Annotated in this window: 16 protein-coding genes; 4 read left to right on the top strand and 12 right to left on the bottom strand. The window is 72.9% G+C overall.

The window, feature by feature from the left end; genetic code table 11:
* Window positions 1–152: 152 nt before the first annotated feature.
* The 3 genes from CC117_RS23995 to CC117_RS24005 all read right to left on the bottom strand — a co-directional run bounded on the left by CC117_RS23995 (window position 153) and on the right by CC117_RS24005 (window position 4,010).
* Window positions 153–1,919, bottom strand: a complete 1,767-nt coding sequence (locus tag CC117_RS23995; protein WP_071087892.1) for an acetyl/propionyl/methylcrotonyl-CoA carboxylase subunit alpha — start codon at window positions 1,917–1,919, stop codon at window positions 153–155.
* A gap of 157 nt (window positions 1,920–2,076) precedes the next feature.
* On the bottom strand, window positions 2,077–2,328 hold the full coding sequence (locus CC117_RS24000) for an acyl-CoA carboxylase subunit epsilon (protein ID WP_071087894.1): 252 nt from the start codon (window positions 2,326–2,328) through the stop codon (window positions 2,077–2,079).
* Between the two features lie 86 nt (window positions 2,329–2,414).
* The gene (locus tag CC117_RS24005; RefSeq protein WP_071087895.1) at window positions 2,415–4,010 is read right to left on the bottom strand and encodes an acyl-CoA carboxylase subunit beta; all 1,596 of its coding nucleotides are present in this window, start codon (window positions 4,008–4,010) and stop codon (window positions 2,415–2,417) included.
* A 235-nt stretch (window positions 4,011–4,245) separates the two neighbouring features.
* Between CC117_RS24005 and CC117_RS24010 the strand changes: the two genes are divergently transcribed.
* Window positions 4,246–5,082 carry a biotin--[acetyl-CoA-carboxylase] ligase gene (locus CC117_RS24010; RefSeq protein ID WP_241830369.1) on the top strand — a complete coding sequence of 279 codons (837 nt, stop codon included), beginning with the start codon at window positions 4,246–4,248 and terminating at the stop codon, window positions 5,080–5,082.
* A gap of 123 nt (window positions 5,083–5,205) precedes the next feature.
* On the top strand, window positions 5,206–5,727 hold the full coding sequence (locus tag CC117_RS24015) for a PH domain-containing protein (RefSeq protein ID WP_071087897.1): 522 nt from the start codon (window positions 5,206–5,208) through the stop codon (window positions 5,725–5,727).
* Between the two features lie 18 nt (window positions 5,728–5,745).
* Here CC117_RS24015 and CC117_RS24020 read toward each other — a convergent pair whose 3' ends face one another.
* The 5 genes from CC117_RS24020 to CC117_RS24040 all read right to left on the bottom strand — a co-directional run bounded on the left by CC117_RS24020 (window position 5,746) and on the right by CC117_RS24040 (window position 11,361).
* Window positions 5,746–6,414: a hypothetical protein gene (locus tag CC117_RS24020; protein ID WP_071087899.1), complete on the bottom strand. Its 669-nt coding sequence runs from the start codon at window positions 6,412–6,414 to the stop codon at window positions 5,746–5,748.
* Window positions 6,411–8,099: a hypothetical protein gene (locus CC117_RS24025; protein WP_071087901.1), complete on the bottom strand. Its 1,689-nt coding sequence runs from the start codon at window positions 8,097–8,099 to the stop codon at window positions 6,411–6,413. Before CC117_RS24025 ends, CC117_RS24020 begins: the two co-directional genes overlap by 4 nt.
* A 256-nt stretch (window positions 8,100–8,355) precedes the next feature.
* A complete protein-coding gene (locus CC117_RS24030) occupies window positions 8,356–9,567 on the bottom strand; it encodes a hypothetical protein (RefSeq protein ID WP_071087903.1) in 1,212 nt (403 codons plus the stop codon).
* A gap of 412 nt (window positions 9,568–9,979) precedes the next feature.
* Window positions 9,980–10,582, bottom strand: a complete 603-nt coding sequence (locus CC117_RS24035) for a TetR/AcrR family transcriptional regulator (RefSeq protein ID WP_071087905.1) — start codon at window positions 10,580–10,582, stop codon at window positions 9,980–9,982.
* Window positions 10,583–10,875: 293 nt separating this feature from the next.
* Window positions 10,876–11,361 (bottom strand): GtrA family protein, encoded by a 486-nt coding sequence (locus CC117_RS24040; RefSeq protein ID WP_071087907.1) that lies wholly within the window; start codon window positions 11,359–11,361, stop codon window positions 10,876–10,878.
* Window positions 11,362–11,821: 460 nt separating this feature from the next.
* Between CC117_RS24040 and CC117_RS24045 the strand changes: the two genes are divergently transcribed.
* The gene (locus tag CC117_RS24045) at window positions 11,822–12,400 is read left to right on the top strand and encodes a beta-class carbonic anhydrase (RefSeq protein ID WP_071087909.1); all 579 of its coding nucleotides are present in this window, start codon (window positions 11,822–11,824) and stop codon (window positions 12,398–12,400) included.
* 128 nt (window positions 12,401–12,528) lie between these two features.
* Here CC117_RS24045 and CC117_RS24050 read toward each other — a convergent pair whose 3' ends face one another.
* The 4 genes from CC117_RS24050 to CC117_RS24065 all read right to left on the bottom strand — a co-directional run bounded on the left by CC117_RS24050 (window position 12,529) and on the right by CC117_RS24065 (window position 19,407).
* On the bottom strand, window positions 12,529–13,473 hold the full coding sequence (locus CC117_RS24050) for a TIGR03089 family protein (protein ID WP_071087911.1): 945 nt from the start codon (window positions 13,471–13,473) through the stop codon (window positions 12,529–12,531).
* Between the two features lie 184 nt (window positions 13,474–13,657).
* The gene (locus CC117_RS24055) at window positions 13,658–14,899 is read right to left on the bottom strand and encodes an LCP family protein (protein ID WP_071087970.1); all 1,242 of its coding nucleotides are present in this window, start codon (window positions 14,897–14,899) and stop codon (window positions 13,658–13,660) included.
* 231 nt (window positions 14,900–15,130) lie between these two features.
* Window positions 15,131–16,549, bottom strand: a complete 1,419-nt coding sequence (locus CC117_RS24060) for an LCP family protein (RefSeq protein ID WP_071087913.1) — start codon at window positions 16,547–16,549, stop codon at window positions 15,131–15,133.
* A gap of 902 nt (window positions 16,550–17,451) precedes the next feature.
* Entirely contained in the window at window positions 17,452–19,407 is a 1,956-nt protein-coding gene (locus CC117_RS24065) for a glycosyltransferase family 39 protein (RefSeq protein WP_407673578.1), read from the bottom strand.
* Between the two features lie 171 nt (window positions 19,408–19,578).
* On the opposite strand from CC117_RS24065, the gene rfbD reads away from it, so the two are divergent.
* Window positions 19,579–20,448, top strand: coding sequence for a dTDP-4-dehydrorhamnose reductase (gene rfbD / locus CC117_RS24070; RefSeq protein WP_241830374.1), 870 nt, complete (start codon window positions 19,579–19,581; stop codon window positions 20,446–20,448).
* The last annotated feature ends 95 nt before the right edge of the window (window positions 20,449–20,543 follow it).

The raw sequence follows: 20,543 nt of genomic DNA on the forward strand, positions 1-20,543 counted from the left end.
CGGACGGCACGGCCGCCGGGGTGCGCCACGCGGTGTGGCGCTCCGCGAACCCGGCGGTAGCGACGTGGCCGTGGCCCGCGTCCCGTGATCTGACAGCAACCGGCGGCGCCCCCGGACTCGGGAGCGCCGCCGGCAGATGGCTGGTGCTGCGGTCAGTCCTTGATCTCGCAGAGCACTGCTCCGCTGGTCACGACAGCCCCGACCTCTGCCGTGAGCCCACTGATGGTGCCCGCGCGGTGGGCGTTGAGAGGCTGCTCCATCTTCATCGCCTCGAGGACGACGATCAGGTCGCCCGCCTCGACGGTGTCACCGTCGCTGACCGCGACCTTGACGATGGTGCCCTGCATCGGGCTGGTCAGCGCGTCACCGGTGACCTTCGCCGCGGCCCTGCCACCGGCCGAGCGGCGCTTCGGTGCCCCGGCCGCGGCGGCCGGAGCCGCACCGCCGCCCGCGCCGAACCCGGCCGGCAGGACGACCTCGAGGCGCTTCCCGCCGACCTCGACGACCACGGTCTCCCGGGGCTCGGTGTCGGTGTCGGCGTCGGTGCCACCGCTGAACGGCGGGATCGTGTTGTCGAACTCGGTCTCGATCCAGCGGTTGTGCACGCGGAACGGCTCGTCGGCGGCCTCCGGCGCGAACGCCGGGTCGCGCACCACCGCGCGGTGGAACGGGAGCGCGGTGGCCATGCCCTCGACGACCATCTCGTCGAGGGCGCGGCGGGCCCGGTCCAGAGCCTCCTGGCGGGTCGCGCCGGTGATGATGAGCTTGGCGAGCAGCGAGTCGAACGCGCCGCCGATGACGCTGCCGCTCTCGATGCCGGTGTCGAGCCGGACGCCGGGGCCCGCCGGGGCGGTGAAAGTCGTCACCGTGCCGGGCGCGGGGAGGAAGTTGCGGCCCGGGTCCTCGCCGTTGATGCGGAACTCGATCGAGTGGCCACGTGGGGCCGGGTCGACCGGGTCGAGCGCCTCACCCTCGGCGATGCGGAACTGGGCCCGGACGAGGTCGACGCCGGACGTCTCCTCGGTGACCGGGTGCTCGACCTGGAGCCGGGTGTTGACCTCCAGGAAGCTGATCAGCCCGTCCTTGGCGACGAGGAACTCCACCGTGCCCGCGCCGACGTAGCCGGCCTCGCGCACGATCTTCTTGGACGCCTCGTAGAGCGCGGTGTTCTGCTCGTCGGTGAGGAACGGTGCGGGGGCCTCCTCGACGAGCTTCTGGTAGCGGCGCTGCAGGGAGCAGTCGCGGGTGCCGACGACGACCACGTTGCCGTGGGTGTCGGCGAGGACCTGCGTCTCCACGTGCCGTGGCTGGTCGAGGTACCGCTCGACGAAGCACTCGCCGCGGCCGAAGGCGGCGACGGCCTCGCGGACGGCGCTGTCGAACAGCTCGGGCAGCTCCTCGGCGGTCCAGGCGACCTTGAGACCGCGGCCACCGCCGCCGAAGGCGGCCTTGATCGCGACCGGCAGGCCGTACTCGTTCGCGAAGGTGACGACCTCGTCCACGCCGCCCACCGGATCGGCGGTGCCCGGAGCGAGCGGGGCGCCGACGGCGAGGGCGATATGCCGGGCGGCGGTCTTGTCACCGAGGCGGCGGATGGCCTCCGGTGGCGGGCCGATCCAGGTCAGCCCCGCCGAGATCACGGCTTCGGCGAAATCCGCGTTCTCGGAGAGGAATCCGTAGCCCGGGTGTACCGCGTCGGCTCCGGAGAGTTCACATGCCTGCAGAATCTTGTCGATTCGCAGATACGAGTCGCCGGGGGTTGTGCCGCCCAGGGCATACGCCTCGTCGGCGACCCGGACATGCATTGCGTCGATGTCGGGCTCTGCATACACGGCGACACTTGAATACCCCGCGTCGCGGCAGGCCCGCGCCACCCGGACTGCAATTTCACCCCGGTTGGCGATGAGGATCTTACGCACGTTCCTCCCGTCTCGTCCGGCCTGAGTCTAGGCGAGTCGGGCCGCACCATGTTCCTTCATTGCCGGAGAAGGTGAAACAACGACTGGCCAGCCACCGGCAGCCGGGCCCGTCGTTACCTGCCGTCTTCCGCCTGCTGGCGTCATCCGCCTGCCGGCGTCATCCGCCTGCCGGGGAGCGTATGCCGCCGGTGCGGGCCGAGCGGGCCCATGCACCCGGGCCGGAGGGCAGCCTGCCACGCACCGAGTGCGCCGGATCGGCCCACGTCGACCGGGTCCGGGGCACCGGCGGTGCCGCCGCCGCCCGCGCGGTGAGGACGGCCACGAGCGCGGCGATCTCCTCCGGCGTCGCGTCACCCCGGACCAGCCGCAGGTGTGGCCGGGCCGGGGGCCCTTCGGGTCTGTCGGCCACCGGCCGCCCTCCTCCGTCCGTCATCCGTCCGTCGTCCCTGATCGCCTGACGCCGCGGCACCCGCCTGGTGGCCGGCCGCACGCCCGCTACAGCGGGATGTTGCCGTGCTTCTTCGGGGGCAGCGTCTCGCGCTTGGTCCGCAGCAGACGCAACGCGCGGATCACCTCGCGCCTGGTGACCGACGGCTGGATCACGGCGTCCAGGTAGCCGCGCTCCGCCGCGATGTAGGGGGTCGCGAAGTGGTCGGTGTAGTCCTGGATCAGCTCCGCGCGGCGCTCGTCGGGCGCGTCCGAGCCGGCCAGCTCACGGCGATAGATGATGTTGACGGCGCCGCGGGCACCCATGACGGCGATCTCGGCGGTCGGCCACGCCAGGTTGATGTCGGCGCGCAGGTGCTTGGAGCCCATGACGTCGTAGGCGCCGCCGTAGGCCTTCCGGGTGATGACAGTCACCTTCGGAACGGTCGCCTCGGCGTACGCGTAGATGAGCTTCGCACCGCGCCGGATGATCCCGTTCCATTCCTGTGACGTCCCCGGAAGGAAACCGGGGACGTCGACGAAGGTCAGCACCGGAATGTTGAAGGCGTCACAGGTCCGCACGAAGCGCGCGGCCTTCTCGCTGGCGTCGATGTCCAGGGTGCCGGCGAACTGCATCGGCTGGTTGGCGACGACACCGACCGAACGCCCGTCGATGCGACCGAATCCGACGATCATGTTCTGGGCGAACTGGGCGTGGACCTCGAGGAAGTCCTCCTCGTCCAGCACCCGCTCGATCACCTGGTGCATGTCGTACGGGGTGTTCGCGGAGTCCGGGATGAAGGTGTCGAGCTCGGGGTCCACCTCGGCCTCGACGTCGGCCACCTCGGCGTACGCCGGCACCTCGTCCATGTTGTTCGAGGGCAGGTAGGAGAGCAGGGCCCGGGCGAGCTCCAGACAGTCGTTCTCGTCCGCGGCCTGGAAGTGCGCGACGCCGCTGCGCGAGTTGTGCGTGTGCGCTCCGCCGAGCTCCTCCATGCCGACGTCCTCACCGGTGACCTCTTTGATCACGTCGGGACCGGTGATGAACATGTGGCTGGTCTGGTCGACCATGAGCGTGAAGTCGGTGATCGCGGGGGAGTACACCGCGCCGCCCGCACACGGGCCCATGATGAGCGACAGCTGCGGCACCACGCCGGACGCCATCACGTTGCGGTAGAAGATCTCGCCGTACAGCCCGAGCGCGACGACGCCCTCCTGGATGCGGGCACCGCCGGAGTCGTTGATGCCGACGACCGGAACCCCGGTCTTCAGCGCCAGGTCCATGATCTTGACGATCTTCTCACCGAAGACCTCACCGAGGCTCCCGCCGATCACGGTGAAGTCCTGACTGAAGACGCAGATCTGGCGGCCGTCGACCGTCCCGTACCCGGTGATCACGCCGTCGCCGTACGGGCGGTTCCGCTCCAGCCCGAAGTCGTGCGAGCGATGCCGGGCGAACGCGTCCGTCTCGACGAACGAGCCGGGGTCGAGGAAGGCCTCGATCCGCTCGCGCGCGGTCATGATGCCCTTGGCGTGCCGCGCGTCCACCGCGCGCTGGGAACCGGCGTGCACAGCTTCCTCGGTCACGGCCTGCAGTCGGGCGAGGCGACCAGCCGTGCTGTGCGGTTCGGGCGTCGGTTCGGGAACGGAAGCCGGGAGAGCCATAGTGCGAAGCGTACGGCGGTCGGTGGTCCACGTGCGCGATTGATGTGGAGACCGTCTCACCTCGGCCACACCAGGGCTCTGGGAGGGTGGTCCCGTGCCTGTAGAGCCGACCGCGTCCGACGGACGACCAACGCCTCCTTCCGTAGCCGTCCCGAAGACTCCCTCTGCAGGTGAGAGGCCTGGCAGGGGGTCGGCTGGGGTCTCCGACGCAGCGCTCTCCGGGGCCCTGGCCGACGTGGTCACGGCCCGCGTGGAGGCGGCCGTCGGCAGGTCGCGCCGCCCCCTTGACGCCGCCGCGCTGAGCCCTCTCGCCGCCGGCCTCGGACTGGCCCTCGCCGTCGTGGACGAGATCGACTCGACCAACGCCGAACTCGGGCGGCTCGCTCGCGGGCTTCCCGGCAGCGTGCCGGCACTGTCCGTGACGGCGCGGACGGGTCAGGCCGTCCTCGTCGCCGAGCGGCAGACCGCAGGCCGCGGACGCCTCGACCGGTCATGGCAGTCCGCGGACGGCGCCGGGCTGATGGTGTCCGTGCTCGTCCGCCCCGCGGTCGAGGCCCGGCAGCTCGGCTGGCTGCCGCTGGTCGTCGGCACCTCGCTGGTACGCACCCTGCGCGCTCACGCCGGGGTGCCCGCGGTGCTCAAGTGGCCCAACGACGTCCAGGTGGACGGGGCGAAGATCGCCGGCATCCTGGTGGAGCTCGCGCCCAGCCCGACCGCGCCGCCGGCCGCCGTCATCGGCTTCGGTCTGAACGTCACCGCCCGCGCCGGGGAGCTCCCGCCGAACTCGACCAGCCTGCTGCTGCTGGACGTCGACCCGTCCCGGCTGGACCGCACGGAGCTGCTCGGCGCCGTCCTCACCGACCTCGCCGACGCGGTCTCCCGGTGGGTGTCCGCACCCGGGCAGGCCCGGGACGACTACCGCGGCGTGTGCGCGACGCTCGGGCGGCCGGTCCGGGTCGAGCTTCCCGACGGGACGTCGGTCGTGGGCATCGCCACCGACGTCGACGAGTTCGGCCGGCTGCTGGTCGACGGCCGCGCGTTCAGTGCCGCCGATGTGGTCCACCTGCGCTGACCGGCTGGCCCGACACCCGCCCACGCCCAGCCCGCCCGTCTCCCGCGCGCCCGCCTGGTCCGTCCGCCGCCTGCCGGACCGGGCCCGTCGTGGCCCGCTCGTCCGGGATGCGACGATCGGGCGGTGGCGTTCCCGGACGACGAGCTGACCGACGGCGAAGAAGTCGCCCTCCACCTGCATCCGCACTGGGGCAGCCTGGTGGTGCCGGCACTCTCCGTCGTCGCCGCGCTCGCACTCATGACCCTCGGCGTGTTCTTCGTGCCTGACGGCTTCCTGAGGGAGGCGGTCCAGTACCTCGTCCTGGCGCTCGGCCTGGCCGCCATCGGGTACTACGGCGTGGCCCCGTGGCTACGCTGGATCACCACCCACTACGTGGTCACCACAGAGCGGATCATGATTCGTGAGGGTGTTGTGAACCGCTCCGGGCGGGACATCCCGCTGGTCTGGCTCAGTGACGTGTCCTTCGCCCAGTCGCTGTCCGACCGGGTGGTCGGCTCCGGCACGCTCTCCATCGAGAGCGCCGGTGAGCGCGGGCGGACGGTGCTCTCCCACATGCCGCGGGTCGAAGCCGTGCACGCCACCCTGTACGAGCTGGCCGAGGAGGCCGACATCCGCCGGCGCTCCGGGGGAGGGCACCCCGGCTGACCGGCCCGGGCGCGTGGGTCAGAGCGGGTCGAAGGCGCGCCACCAGGTGAGCAGGCCGGTCGGATCGTCGGACCCGGCGATGAACCCCGCCTGCTCGCGGTCAATCRTCCAGTAGGCGGTGAAATCGCCGGGGCGCGCGTCGCAGACGAACGTCCCGGTACGGCGGGACGGCAGGAGGTACGCCTCACTGCTCGTCTGGCCGTTCTCGCAGGAACCGACGTCGACCACGGCGGACGACCGCCGTGCCGCATCGGCGGCCATCGCCGCGCTGTCGGCGTAGCCGAGGACAACCACCTCGGCCGGCGGCCGCCCCGCCCCGGCTACACCAGGAACGCACCGCAGTGCGGCCGTTACACCACGTGCCCGGACGTCGGTCGCGCCGCCTGCCCCGCCCGTCCCGCCGGCCTCTCCGGTTGCGGACCGGCAGTCGGTCAGCTCGAAGGAGGACAGCCGGTCCCGCAGCTCCTGCTCGGCGTCGTCCAGCGCCGCGGGCGCGGTGGACGACGCCGTGACCGCCGGCCCGGGCGTCGAGGGAGTGGTGCCCGCGGCCGGCGGGGACCCGCTCGCCGCCGGCCGCTCCGGGGACGTGCCCCGGGTGGCCGCGAGGACGATCAGCAGCACCGCGCCGATCAGCGCGGCCGTGGCCAGCGCCACGATGACCAGCAGGCGCGGCGGGCGCAGTCTCACCGGCGGATCGGGTCGAACCCGTGCCACCAGGCGATCAGACGGGCCGGGTTCGGGTCAGAGGCGGCGAAGGCGACCAGGGAGTCGCTGATGCTCCAGAAGGTCACGAACCGGTCGGCGTACTTGTAGCACAGGCGCGCCCCGCCGTTCGGCTCCTGCAGGGATGTCCACTCCTCGGCGCTCTCCTGGCCGCTGTCACAGTTGCCGGCATCGGCGTAGTAGGTCGCGCGGGCGCCGACCTGGCGCTCCAGGGCGGAACGGTCGGGGAAGTGGAACGCCAGTACCTCGATGCCGCCGGCGCCGATGCAGCTCAGGGTGGCGTCCGCGTAGATGATGTCGCTCTGTGCCGACGCGGAGCAGCCGGTCATCGTGACGGTGTTGAGTAGCCCGCGCAGGGTGTCCTCGGGGCTGAGCTGCGATGGCGGCGCGCCCGGGGCGGGCCCGGCACCGGCCGGGTCCGCGGGGCCGGTCGGGCCCGCGGGGGCGGGCGCGGCGGACGTCGTGTCCCCTCCGCTGTCGGTCCGGGTACCCAGAATGATGCCGACCACCGCGATCACGACGACGATCGCCGCCGCGGCGGCTATCAGGGTCAGCACCTGCGGCCTGCGCGGCGACGACCCGGACCCGTCCGGTGCGCCGGGGCCTGCGAACCCTCCGGGGGTGCCAGGCGCACCCGAGGTGCCAGGCGCGTGGCCGGGACCGGCCTGCCCGACGCGGGCAGGGGGCTCCCCGCCCAGCGGACCGCCCGGCGAGGTGATCCTCGGTGGGATGGCCGGGAGAAGACCACCGCCGGAGGGCGAGTCGAGATAGCTCGGTGGCGGAGACGGCCAGGACGGCCCGTCAGCGATGCGCCCGGGAGGCGGGAGGGGCGTCCGCCGCACGGTGAATGACTCCTGCGGCGGTGGGGGCAGCGGGTGCGGGCCGGTCAGCGGTGGCAGCTCGGGCGCCTCCCCGTCACGCTGCCCGCCGTGGCTGCTGCCGGCGTCGTGGCCGCTTGCTCCGCGTTCGCCGACACCGCGTTCGCCGGCTCTACGCTCGCCGACACCCGGCAGCGAGCCGGGCGGGGTGGGGCCCACGGGCCCGCGGGCGGCGGACGCCGGCCCGGGGGGCGCCAGGCGGTAGGTCAGCTCCTCCGCGGGCGACTCCGGGCCGCCGCGGGACGGCTGCCCCGGCGGTGGGGACACCCCGGGCCAGGCCGGACCGCTCGCCGCTCCCGTCATGTGCGGCGGCCCGAACGAGCCGGGCGGGCCGAAGCCTCCGGGCGGCGGACCGCCCGGCCCGAAACCGTCGGGCGGCGGACCGAAGTGGCCAGGTGGGCCGGCAGGCGGGCCGGAATGGCCGGGCGGGAAGCCGGGGCCGGGGCCGGGAGCCGGCGGCGGCCAGCCCTGGTTGGCCGGGGCGGGCGGATACGGCGCCGGGAAGTAGAGACCTGGGCGACCGGCCTGGCCGGGTGGGCCCGGGGGCACCGGCGGAACGGGGGGGCCGGCCGGGCCTGGCGGTGGGGCGGCGTGGAGACCGGGAAAGCCGCTCGCTGCGGGCGCCAACGGGAAGGCGTCCGGCCGCAGAACCTGCGTGCTGTCCGCCGAGCCCTCGGCGTCCTCCGGGTCAGGGATGTGGCTGACCGGCGGGAAAGGGCCAGGCGGCTCGGGGACGGGCGACGCGCCGTCGCCGGGACTCTGGCTGGGCACGATTCCTCCTGGGAGGGTATCCGGCCGGACGTATGGAAACCGGGATGAATGGAGACGCCTGGGTGACGATGGCGTGCGTCACAGGGTAGGCGCACATGTCACGCCGGATCTGCCGGTACCACCCCGCAACGTCAGCTGTTGATGCGGCGGCGGGTGGTCCGCGGCGTGGGCGCGGGTGTGCGGAGGGCGTCCGGCGGGCGTGCCGGACAACTGCCCGGCCGCCCTCCGGACGTCACATCCGAAGTCGAGTCCGCGGTCAGCTCCGCGGCACCGGGTCGAACCGGGTCCACCATTCGTAGAGCGCGCCGGCGTCGTCATCCAGTGCCATGAAGGAGACCAGCTCGTCGTCGTACGTCCAGAAGATGAAGAAGTCGTTCTGGTAGTAGTAGCAAAGGGCTGTTCCCTCGGTGTGGCCTTCGTCGAAGTTCCAGGTGAAGATGTCCGGGTCACCGTTCTTGCAGTCACCCTGGTCGGTGACGAGCCCTTCCCGGGCGTCCACGTCATTGGTGAGCGAGGCCGAGTCCCGGTAGTGGTAGGCCGCGACGAGCTGACCGTTGTCCGCGGTGCAGAACAACGACGCGTCGATGTCCTCGTCCTCACCCTCGGGGTTGGCCTCACAGTCGGTCATCGTCGTCGTGTCCAGCTTTGCGAGCAGCGCCGACTGCGTGGGTGTGAAGGCGCCGGAACTCGGGGACGCGCTCGGGCTCGGCGTCGCGCTGGTCGGGGGTGCGCTCGGCGTGGCGCTGGCGGTGGCGCTGGTCGCCGGGGCGGACGGGGCCAGCGTCGTGGCGACCACCGGCCCGTCCGGATCGTCGTCGGAGCCGCTGGTCGCGACCAGGGCCACCGGGATGGCGATGGCCAGCGCGGCCGCCGCGGCCACCGCCACGATGATGATGTTGCGACGCCGGTTCGGGTTCGCCCCACCCGGGCCACCTGGGCCACCGGGATAGCCCTGGGGCGGGTAACCGCCGCCGTACCCGGGCTGCTGCTGGTAACCCTCGCCCTGGTAGCCGCCGCCCTGCTGGTAGCCGCCGGTCTGCTGGTAGCCGCCCTGCTGGTAGCCGCCGGTCTGCGGGTAGCCGCCCTGGTCATATCCCGGCTGGTCGTAGCCGGGCTGCTGGTAGCCCTCGGTGGGGTAGCCCTGCTGGTATCCGCCGGTCTGCGGGTAGCCGCCCTGCTGGTTGTAGCCGGTCTGCGGGTAGCCGCCCTGGTCGTAGCCGGGTTGCTGGTAGCCGCCGGGCTGCGCGTACGGCGCGGTCTGCTGGTAGCCCTGCTGGCCCGCGGGCTGGCCCTGGCCGGCGCCCGCRCCCTGGCCGGGCTGGCCGTACCCACCGCCGGCTGGCGGCTGGTAGCCGCCGCCGTCGTTCACGAGCTGGGTCTCGRCATCGTCGCCGAATCCATGACCACCGCTGTCGACCCGCCGAGTCTCGGCGTCCGGGTCGTGCGGACCCGGGTTCGGTGGCTGCATGACGTCCCTCCTGGTGTTCCTGTGCCGCCCGCGTCCACGATCCGAGTGACCGTGCCGGCGGTGGAGCGGTTGACCCTGGTCAGCCCCGCGTGACGGCGCCGCGTGACGGGATGTCCAGGTGCCGGGCGTCGAGCTGCTGGGCGTGCGTGAGCGCCCGGTCGACCCCGAATCCGCGAGCTGACAGGTATGCCTACGGAGGATTCGCTGGGGGTTCGATGACAGGTGCCCGCCCAAGAGTAGGAGTTCGCCCCGGTCCGGGCGGGCGCGGGTCGCATTCCGGACATGGCTGTCCGGATCCGACTCCGGAATCGTCACCGCGCGGAGCCGTGGCAGTAACCGCTCTCCGCGGAGGGGTGGTCGTCCCGCCACGTCCCGGCGCGATGCCGGCCGGAACGGATTGTGCGGGTGCGGATCAGTTGCGCGCCGCGTAGGGGATGATCAGGTCGTCGACGATGTGCTCGACAAAGGACCGGTCGACCGGGTCCCCGGTGATGAGCAGACGCTGCAGGATCAGCGCGGTGCCGAGCTCGATCAGGATGGCGGGATCCGCCTCCGGGCTGACCTCGCCGCGCGCGATCCCGCGGTTGACGATGGACTCGGATGAGGACCTGCGCTGACTCCACATGCGTTCGCGTACCGCGGACCGCAGCTCCGGATTGCGCGGCATCTCGGAGACCATCTCGGCCATGATCCGGCCCTGTTCGCTCCCGGCCAGCTCCACGAACGACAGCAGGAAGGTGACCATTTCGTTGCGCAGGGACCCGGCATCCGGAACCTGCATGGTCTGTTCGGTGAACTGGGTCAGCGCGTCCATCACCAGGGCGATCTTGGATGGCCATCGCCGGTAGATGGTGGCCTTCCCGGCCTTGGCCCGGGTTGCCACCCGATCCATTGTCACGCCGTCGTAGCCGTGCTCGGCGAGGAGTTCGAGGGCCGCCTGGCGAATCGTGTGGTCGCGGCTCTCATCTCGGGGGCGACCGCCTGGTCTGGGCGATGCGAGTGTCGGCCGTGCCACGGCGCACCCTCCTGGACCTCGAGCCGGTCGCGCCGCGGACCCAGGTGACGGCGTCACCTCAGGTGGAGAACTCGGCACGCTGTGCATGGGCTGGTCACGAGAGCCTAGCGCAGCCGGTCTCCGGGAGAACTGATCGGTACCGGAACCGTCATGTCCCTCGGGGTGACCCCTGTGTCCCGCTGGGACCAGGGCCGAGCGGAATGCCGCCCGGCCCCGCCGGCACCTGACGGCCTGACACAGACCTTCCGCTCGAACCAGACCACCTGGTGAGCCGACCGATCCGCCGCGGCGGATCAGGCCTGAGCGGCCGGCTCGGGAATCCGCTGGTCCTTGACCGGCAGGACTGCCACCTTCGGGTGGTCCGGGTGCAGGAACACGTACTTCTTATAGGTCCAGAACCGGAAGATCGTGCCGAGGCCCGTGCCGAGAACGTTGCCGAAGAGGTTGAACGCGAGGACCCCTTCGAGATGGAGCACGTACTTCGCGAAGCCCAGGCAGGCGAGCGCGATCACCAGGCCGATCGCGTTGAGGATCACGAAGAGGGTGTACTCGCGGCGAATGCCGGTACGTGCCCGGTGGTTGAACGACCATTGCCGGTTGCCGACGTAGGCGCAGGTCGCCGCGATGACCGTCGATACGGTCTTGGCGCTGAGCGGCCCCATCCCCAGAAGGGTGTGACACAGGTTCGAGACGGCGAAGTCGATCGCGTAGCAGATCGCGCCGACGACGCCGAACTTGCCCACCTCATGGATGAGTACCTGAAGTGGTGAACGTGCCATCCGGTGGCTCACCACAGGCGGCGCCGATCGACTTTGCGAGCATCGATTTTGACCACCAGGAGAGACTACCGACGACTGATCCGCGCCCGGCCGCCACCCCCGCGCACGAGGCCGATGAGTGCCGGTCGCGTCGCCGTCCCGAATCGTCCGTTTACGTACCGGCGTCCGTTGCTTGTGGAAAGCGGCGCGTGCCGGGCGGGCCGGGCGCCGGCGGGATCGCGCTGGGTGATGGCTCACCGCCTCAGTGTTCCCGGCGTGCCGACGGTCGATACACCCCGCCCCCCTGTCCGTGATCCGACTCGTGTCCGTGACGGGACGTCGTCCTCGTGTTGACCTGTGACGCTGGGCGAACTCGGCAATGTGGGTGGCGGCGGCGGTCCGCGCGCTGCATGCTTGTGCCACTGGCTTTCCCGCGGCCCGTCCGCCGCGTGAGCGACGTACCCGACGGAGGTGACCTGCGGTGACGAGCGCGCCCGACAATGTCGGACCCGCCCAGGATGCGACCGGCGCCCTACTGTCCCGGGCAGCGGACTTCGCCGCGCTGCGGCGCGCCACCGGCCCGGGCCAGGCGGTACCGACCCGGCCCGCGACCGGTGTGGCGGTGGTGGCCTGCATGGACGCCCGCATCAACATCGAGGCCCTTTTCGGCCTCGCGGAGGGCGACGCGCACATCATGCGCAACGCCGGCGGGGTCGTCACGGAGGACATCGAGCGCTCGCTGGCCGTGAGCCAGCACGCGCTCGGCACGACCGAGATCATTCTGCTCCACCACACGAAGTGCGGCATGGAGCAGCTCACCGACGAGGGGTTCAGTGCCTCGCTGGCGGAGCAGACCGGGGTGCGACCGTCCTGGCGCCTGCGCTCGTTCACCAACGTCGCCGAGGACGTCTGGGCCTGCATGCAGACGCTGCGCTCGTCGCCGTTCCTGCGGGCGTCGACCTCCGTCCGCGGCTTCGTCTACGACGTCGACACCAGCGAGCTCACCGAGGTCACCGAGGAGTCGCTGGCGGCCCACAAGCAGGTCACCAGCTCCTCCTGAACGCCTGTGCCTGTTCCTGAGAGCCCCTGAGCGCCACTGAGCGCCACTGAGAACCCGGGCGCTCCGGGGCTCGTGGGCCACGCGCCGCCGCCCGGCCATGTCGCCGGGCGGCACGAGCGATGCAGGTGTCAACCGGGGGGCGCACCCGCGTCCAGGACGTCGAGCCGGCGGACCCGGGCGGGTAGCACCTCGGCAAGCGGCCGCGGGACGGACCAGTCGACGGCGGTGACCCGCTCCGTGTCGACCCGGCGCGCCAGCGTCGCGGCGTCGGTGCCATGCAGGTTGCGGCACAGCACCACCGACGCTCCGCTCACCAGCGGCACCAGCGTCGCGATCAGCAGCCCGGCCACGGTGGCGGGGCCGCCCGCGGTGAGGATCCGGTCGTCGGGGCCCAGCGCGTCGCGGCGGGCGACGATGGCGGCGAGGCGGAGCAGTTCGGCCTGCCCCGGAGGCGGGGGTGGGGGCAGGAAACGGTCACCGTGCGGTGGGACCTCGACGGCATAGTCGAGGACGCCGGGCACAGCGTCGCGCATCCTGCCGCCGAGCGGGCGCAGGGAGAGGCCGACGATCTCGTCGATGCCGAGCGCGGTCGCGATGTCGATCCGGTCCTCGCTGACGAAGACCACACCGGGACTGCCCGGGGCGGCCCCCRGGCCCGTCCGAGCTCCGGCCGGGTCGTCGGCGCCGTCCTCCGGACCGATGACGACCTCGACATCCAGGCCGGCCGACCAGGCCGCCAGCAGGATGACGCAGCTGGTCCAGTGCGCCGGCAGGTCGACCCCGACGACATCCCCGGCGGCGAGCCCGAGCGTGTCGACCAGCAGGTTCGCCGTCTTGGCGACCCAGTTGTCCAGCGTCGTCGTGGAGAACTCCACCCGTTCGCCGGTCGCGTCGTCGTAGAAAGTGATCATCGGGCGGCCCGGGTCGCGGGTGAGACGGGCGGCCAGTGCCGCCGCGACGCCGGGAAACGGGGCGGCGGGCGCGGCGTCGGCGGGTGCGGTGCCGGCGGGTGCGGTGCCGGCGGGTGCCGCGGGGCGCAGGCGCGAGGATGCGGGGACGAACCGGACGTCCAACGGTTTCCGGTCTCCAATCCGTTGTTCGGCAGCGGGCGGACCCGGCGGCGACCGGGTTGCCGGGTGTCCCGGGCGCCGGTGACCCGCCGCGGGGGTAACGCTACCGACTCGGGCGCCCGGCCCGCCCCGTCCGCGGTGGCGACACGATCGCGAGCTCCGTTCGGGTCTGCCGGATCGGCAGTGCTCAGGGCGTGCAGGACGTGTCGGCGGCCGGTGGGGGCACGGCTGCCGCCCTCGTCCCCCCGGTGTCCGTGCCTGCTGTGCCCATGGCTGGTTGCGCGGTGCCGGTCATGCCGTGCGGTGCGGTGGTGGGCGCGGCGCCGCCGGGCAGCGGTCGAGCCAGCATGAGGCGGTCGGGGGGTGGGGCAGTGGTGGAGCCTCCGGCGCCGGGGGCCCGCATCGGGCCGAGGAGGGCCTCCAGCCCGGCCGGGTCGTGAAGCAGCACCATCCCGTGCGGGGGGATCGAGCCCATGCCGTCGACCRCCCCCTCGCCGGGCAGCGGTACGTGGGTCGGGATCGTCACGAACCGCAGGCCGCCCGGCCCGAGCTCGGCGACCCGCCGCGCCAGGCGCAGCATCTCGGCCTGGGAGAGGCTCCGGCTGATCTCCAGTGCGCCGCCGACCGCGCCCAGCAGGCTGGCGATCCGCGACGGGCTGGTGAGCACACCGGTGCTGGTCGCGGCGTCCAGGAGACGGGACAGGAACTGCTGCTGGCGCAGGATGCGCAGGCGTTCCTCACCGAGAGCCTTGCGGGTGCGGACGAACGCGAGCGCCTGCCCGCCGTCCAATCGGTTCTCGCCAAGCTGGCCCCGCCATCCGGACTCGGCGTCCCGCAGGTTGCGGGTGCTGCCGTCGGGTAGCGGCTGGACGCACACGGTGACACCGCCGACCGCATCCGTCATCGCGCGGAAGCCGGCCAGGTTGATCGACACGGTGTGGTCGATCTTGAGGCCGGTGAACCCCTCCAGGGTCGAGATCAGCCCGGGCACGCCGACGAGCGGGACGACATCCGCGATCTTCGACAGTCCGTCGCGGGCGATGGCGGCGGACGTCGGCACGATCGGCACCAGGGTGTCCCGCGGGAAGGAGACCAGGGTCGCGCTGCCGTCCGCGTCGAAGTGCGCGATGATCGTCGTGTCCGCCCGCATGCCGCCGGGGTCGCCGAACTCGCCGTGCGTCCCCTCCCGGCTGTCGTTGCCGAGCAGAAGAATGTTCAGGTCGCCGGGGACCTCCGCCGGCCGGGCGCCGGCCGTGGGCTCCCAGTTGTTGCGGTCGATGGCGCTGTCGAAATGTCGGTAGGCCGCCCAGCCGACGGACGTGACGGCCAGGACCGTCAGCGAGACCAGCGCCACGAGGGTGACGGACAGCCGGCGCAGTGGTGATCGCCGCCGGTGGGTGATCCGCGGGTCCAGGTTCGGCGGCAGCACCCGGCCCGTACCGCGTGTGCACGCAGCGTGCCGGCGGGCCGGCGTGGCCGGTTCTGGCAGGTGCGACTGATCCAGAGCGTTCCACGCCATCAGGACAGTTCGACGTCGAGGACCACCGTGTGGTTGTCCGGACCAGTCCGATCCGACCCCACAGCTGGCACCAACGGGCGTCGCCCTGGTCCGGGCCGGCGTTCCTGGCCCGCCCGGACCAGGGCTGGTGTCGCGATCGGCTCAGTACGTGCAGCCGGTGGTCAGCTGCGTCGCGGTGACGGGCGCTGTCGACCGGGGGGCGACACTCGGCGCGGAGCCCGGGCGGTCACCTCCCGCGCCGCCGCCCTGGGGCCGCACGATGCCCGCCGCGCCGCCCTGGCCCTGGGCGCCCGTGGCGGCCTTCACCTGCCTGAAGGACGTCCCGAGCACCAGCGACACACGATCGGTCAGGCGGCCGTCGCGTACCAGGCGGGAGCCCGGCACCACGGCGGCGACCGCGCGGGCCGCGGCCTCCTTCCCGGGGCCGTAGCGGACCTCGGTGGCCGGGCTGGTGCCGTCCGGCCAGTCGCGCGGCGCGCCGACGCGGAAGCCCAGTCGGGCCAGATCGTCGCTGGCCGTGCTGGCCAGACCGCCGACCTGCGCGGCGTTGAAGACATCGATCGCGACGTCCCGCGGCGGCATGGCTACCGGGTCCGCCGGTGCGGGCCGGGCGGGTGCGCCTCCGCGCAGGGGGGTGAGGAAGGTGTCCAGCTGCGCTGGGTCGTACAGCTGCACCGAGCCGAACCGCGGCAGCTCGCCGAGGGAGTTCCCGCCCTCGGCGGGCGTCGGCGCGTGCACCGGAATCGTGACGAACCGGATCTGGTCGGTGCTCATCGCGCTCATCCGCTTCGCGAGCAGCCGGATGTCGTCGATGTCCGTGCCGTCGTCGATGGTCAGCGATTTCGTCGTCGCGCTGATGAGGTTCTCCAGCCGGGCCGGGTTCGTCAGCACCCCGTCGCTGGTGGCCTTGCGGAACACCGCCCCGATGAACTGCTGCTGGCGGCGGATGCGGTCGAAGTCGTTGTCGGGCAGCCCGTGACGCTGGCGGACGAAGGCGAGGGCCTGGTCGCCGCTGAGATGGTTCTCGCCGACCCGGCCCCGCCACTGCGACCACTCGTCGCGCAGGTTGCTCCGCGAGCCGTTCGGCAGCGCCTTGACGCAGACGGTCACCCCGCCGATGGCGTCGGTCATGTCGCGGAATCCGGCGAGGTCGACGGAGACGTAGTGGTCGACGCGGATGTCGGTCAGGTTCTCGATCGTCCGGATGAGCAGGGACGGCCCGCCGATGGAGATCGCCTGGGTCAGCTTGTCCCGGCCGTGGCCCGGGATGTGGACGAGGGTGTCGCGGGGGAACGAGACCAGGGTCGTTGTCCCGTTCGCGTCCAGGTGGGCGAGGATCGTGGTGTCCGAGCGCTGACCGGCAACCTCCCCGCCGCGCTGGAACTCGCCGCCTGTGCCGGCCCGGCTGTCCGAGCCGACCAGCAGGAAGTTCGTCGTCCCCTCGATCGGGTTGGCGGGGCGCTCACCGTCCAGGGTCAGCCGCAGCCGGTTGATCTGGCGGTCGAAGTGCTCGTAGAGCGCGAACCCGCCGACGGCGAAGGCGAAGATCAGGCAGGACATGACGGCGCAGATCGTGGCGACGAGCCGGGCGGCGAACCCACGGCGGCGGGACGGTGGGCCCGGCAGCCGACGGCGCCGCGGCGCCAGACCGGTCCCGGTACCCGCGAGTGCGCCGCGGCCGGGCCTGGTTCCGCCGGCACGGGTGCCCGCGGCACGGGCGGCACCGCCACCCCTGCCGGAACCGCCACCCCTGCCGGAACCGCCACCCCTGCCGGAACCGCCACCCCTGCCGGAACCGCCACCCCTGCCGGAACCGCCACCCCTGCCGGAACCGCCACCCCTGCCGGAACCGCCATCCCCGCTCCCGCTGGAGCCGGCATCCGTGCCGGCGCCGTCGCGGGGCCTGCCGCGGCCGGTCACCGCTCTCGCCCTGTCGCCGGCCGGGCGACCGCGAAGGTCCTGGTCCCTGCCACCGGAAGCGGCAGCCTGGCTTCCGCTGGCAGTGGCCTGGCTGACGTCCCCCGTACGGGTCGGATCCGGCGAGGCCGGTTCGTGCGAACGTGCCCGCGACCGGGAGCGCGGCCGGCGCCGGCCGCCCGCCGCGGCGGCAAGGCCGAGGCGAGACGACTCGGGGCCAGGCCTGGGCCCGGTCGAGGCGCGCGGTCCAGCGCCGGTCACCGCGTCCCCCTCGGTGGTGAATGCCGGGTATTCGGCGTGCCCGTTGATGTCCGGCTGGGGCGGGGCCCGGCACGCGGCGCGTCGTCGCGGTTCCGCGTTCCGGGCGGTGGACACCCAGCCTTCGATTACAGAAAGTACCCGCAGGGTCACGCCACATGCGATTCGGGGTCGGAGTCTTTGCGGCGCGCGGCCGGCACGGCGGGGCCGAACGCCGCAGAACGAGCCAGGCAGAGCGAGGCGTTCGGCGTGAGGCGCTCGGGGTGAGGCGGTTCCGGACGAGGCGCTCAGGAACGCGCCGGCGTCTCCTGCCTGGCGAGGTGCGCGGCCGGATCCTCGGCAGCCGGGCCTGCCTCGGCTCCGTCGGCCCGGCCGCCGCCCGCGGCTGCGCGTGCGGCGAGCGTGAGGGCGGCGATCCAGCCCAGTGCGGTCAGGACGAACACGGTCACGGTGACACCGAAGGGCAGGGGTGCCCAGCGGGCGGCCGCGGAGACGATGTCCGGCACCTGGGCGGGGGTGAAGGCGACGCCGCGCGGAAGCCAGTAGTAGCTGCACACCGCGAGCAGCGCGAGCCCCTGCATGAGCGCCGCGCCTGCGAGAACGGTCAACGGTGCCAGGCGGGCCCGGCCGCCGAGCATGCGCCCGAGCCCGGCGGCGGTGACCACCGCCAGCCCGACCAGGCCCAGGTACAGGTAGCGGCCCTGGACCGCGATGCCCCGGGTGTAACGCTCGTACTCGGCCCAGCTCCGCTGGCCGACCATGAGATACGCGAAGGCCACCGGGGCGAGGAGTACGAGCGGTGCGCCCAGGCGCGCGATCCGTCCGGGTTCGCCCGCTGCCGGCTGACCGCGCCGAGCGGCCGCGACGACCGCGGTCACGCACAGACCGACCACGGCCACGGTGGCGGCGACGATCGCCACCGGGGAGAGCTGCGGTGGCTCGAACATCCCGAGACCGCCCCAGAACCGGCTGATCATTGTCCGGAAGAAGTACCCGAACCAGGTGAGGAACGAGTCGGGAAGCAACAGCGCCTCGCGGCGCGGCGGGTTCGTCGCCCAGCCGTTGGGCTGGAGGGCGTCGTAGAGCACGAAGTTGCGCACCCACCACCAGCCGCCGATCACCAGCCCCAGCCCGACCGCGATGGTCGCGGGCAGGACGGGAAGATCACGCAGAACAGGCAGGCGGCGCAGAACAGGCAGGCGGTGCGGCGAGGGAACGCGCGCCGGGCTCCCGTCGTCCGTGGCCTGGACGCGCCGCCGGAGGCGGAGCCAGCCGACGAGGTAGGCCGCGGCGATCGTCACGGGCAGCGCGAACGCGAACGCCTTGGACAGCATCGCCACGCCGAACCAGAGCCCGGCCCAGGCAGCAGTCCGCCGGCGCAGGTCGCCTCGCACGACCCCGGCCAGCATGACGGTGAGCGCCCCGGTCGCAAGAATGAGGATGCCGTCGTTGTTGAAGGTCGCGCCGACCCGGGTGAAGCCGGGTACCGCCAGCGGCAGCGCCGCCGCCGCCGTGGCGAGCGGCCCGGGCAGGCCGAACCGGCGCGCGGCCGCCCAGGCGAGCAGCGGCAGTGGGGCGACGATCAGGATGTTCAGCAGCCGCAGCGCGAGGACCTGCTGGTCGTAGGCCCAGCCGGCGGAACCGGGCAGGATCTCCAGCAGGCCCGCGCCGACGGCGTAGACGAGCGGCGGGTGCTGGATCATCTGGTTCGACAGCCGCCCGTCGTCGACCGGCGTCGCCCCCCCGAGTTCGTCGAAGGACCGGCGCTCGCCGCGCGGGGTGGGCGCGATCTCGGCGAAGGACGGCGACCCGCGGCGCTTGCCTCCGGACTGGAACATGTCCTGGTACCGGCCCCGGTCGAAGTCGTCGGACGTCGCCGCGACCCCGGTTGCGATCATCTTCTCGCCGGGCGCGGGCCACCCGGCGCCGTGCTGCAGGCCGTAGACCATGTCGACGTGCTGTGCCTCGTCGTAGCCCGTCCAGGTCGGGTAGACGAACGCATAGGTCACCAGAAGTGCCACATGCAGGGCTGTGATGAGGAGGACCAGCGCGGGGACGGCGGGGCGCCGGCCGGCTACCCCACCACCCGATCCGGTTCCCGCTTCCGTGCCGGTTCCGGCGGTGGAAGCGGTGCCCGTCCCGGTGGTCGCACCGGTGCCCGCCGGATGGTCCGCGGCGTCCGCCGCCAGCGGCTCTTCCCCGCGCGGTTCGGGTTTGTCCGTCGTGGGCGTCTCGGGCGTCATCAGGGAGCAGGGTAGTCTCACGCCCCTCGCGTCGATCGATGCCGGTCCGGCCCGGCGGGTGCGGCCCCGGCGACGCCGCTGACGGGGCGTCACCAGTCGTTCGTCCACGTCTGCCAGACTCGCGGGGTGCGCATCCTCGTCACTGGTGCCGGTGGACAGCTTGGTCATGATCTGTGTCGTCTCCTCGACGCGGAGTCACGCACCGAGCGCACGCGCGACACGCGCGTGCTCGCCTGGGCCGGGCTGACCCGCTCCGACCTCGATCTCTCCGACGCGGCCCGGGTACGCGCGGTCATCGCCGACCAGGCCCGGCCGGCCAAGGTGCAGGGCGGGCTCGTCGTCATCAACACCGCCGCGTGGACGGACGTCGACGGCGCCGAGGCGGACGAGACCGGTGCCTATGCCGTGAACGCCACCGGCCCGGCGCACCTGGCGGCGGCGTGCGCCGAGGCCGGCGCGGCCCTCGTCCACCTCTCCACCGACTACGTCTTCGACGGCACCGCCTCGAAGCCGTACGAGACGAACGACCCGCCGGGCCCCGTCTCCGCCTACGGGCGCACGAAACTCGCCGGCGAGGAGGCCGTGCTGGCCCTGTGCCCGGCGTCGTACGTGGTGCGCACGGCCTGGGTCTACGGGCGGTCGGGCAACAACTTCGTGAAGACGATCGCGCGACTGGCCCGGGAGCGTGACGAGCTCAGCGTCGTTGCCGACCAGCACGGCAGCCCGACCTGGTCGGCCGACCTGGCCGCCGGCCTGCTCGACCTGGTGACGGCGCGCCCCGCCCCGGGGATCTACCACTGCACAGGCGGCGGCGAGACGACCTGGTTCGGCTTCGCCCGCGCGATCGTCGCCGCGATCGGCGAGGATCCGGCCAAGGTGGCGCCGACCACCACGGCGGAGTTCCCGCGCCCGGCCCAGCGCCCGGCCTACTCGGTGCTCTCCGCCCGGTCGTGGCAGGACGCCGGCCTGCGCCCGCTGCGCTCCTGGGACGAGGCGTTCGCCGCCGCGGTCGCCGACTTCGGCCCGGAGCTGCCCGGCTGAGCTGCCCGGCTGAGCTGGATGTGCTGAGCTGCGGGTTCCGGTGGGCCGAGGGTCCGGGCCGGGGCTCGCGACCGCCGTCCCGCGCCTGTGGATCT

This window comes from Parafrankia colletiae, from assembly GCF_001854655.1.
Taxonomy (GTDB): domain Bacteria; phylum Actinomycetota; class Actinomycetes; order Frankiales; family Frankiaceae; genus Parafrankia; species Parafrankia colletiae.

What these genes read in the sequence shown, in the direction of transcription:
- CC117_RS24005 (WP_071087895.1), bottom strand. Translation starts at nt 4,010, where the DNA reads ATGGCTCTCCCGGCTTCCGTTCCCGAACCGACGCCCGAACCGCACAGC.
- CC117_RS24040 (WP_071087907.1), bottom strand. Translation starts at nt 11,361, where the DNA reads ATGGCACGTTCACCACTTCAGGTACTCATCCATGAGGTGGGCAAGTTC.
- CC117_RS24060 (WP_071087913.1), bottom strand. Translation starts at nt 16,549, where the DNA reads ATGTCCTGCCTGATCTTCGCCTTCGCCGTCGGCGGGTTCGCGCTCTAC.
- CC117_RS24065 (WP_407673578.1), bottom strand. Translation starts at nt 19,407, where the DNA reads ATGACGCCCGAGACGCCCACGACGGACAAACCCGAACCGCGCGGGGAA.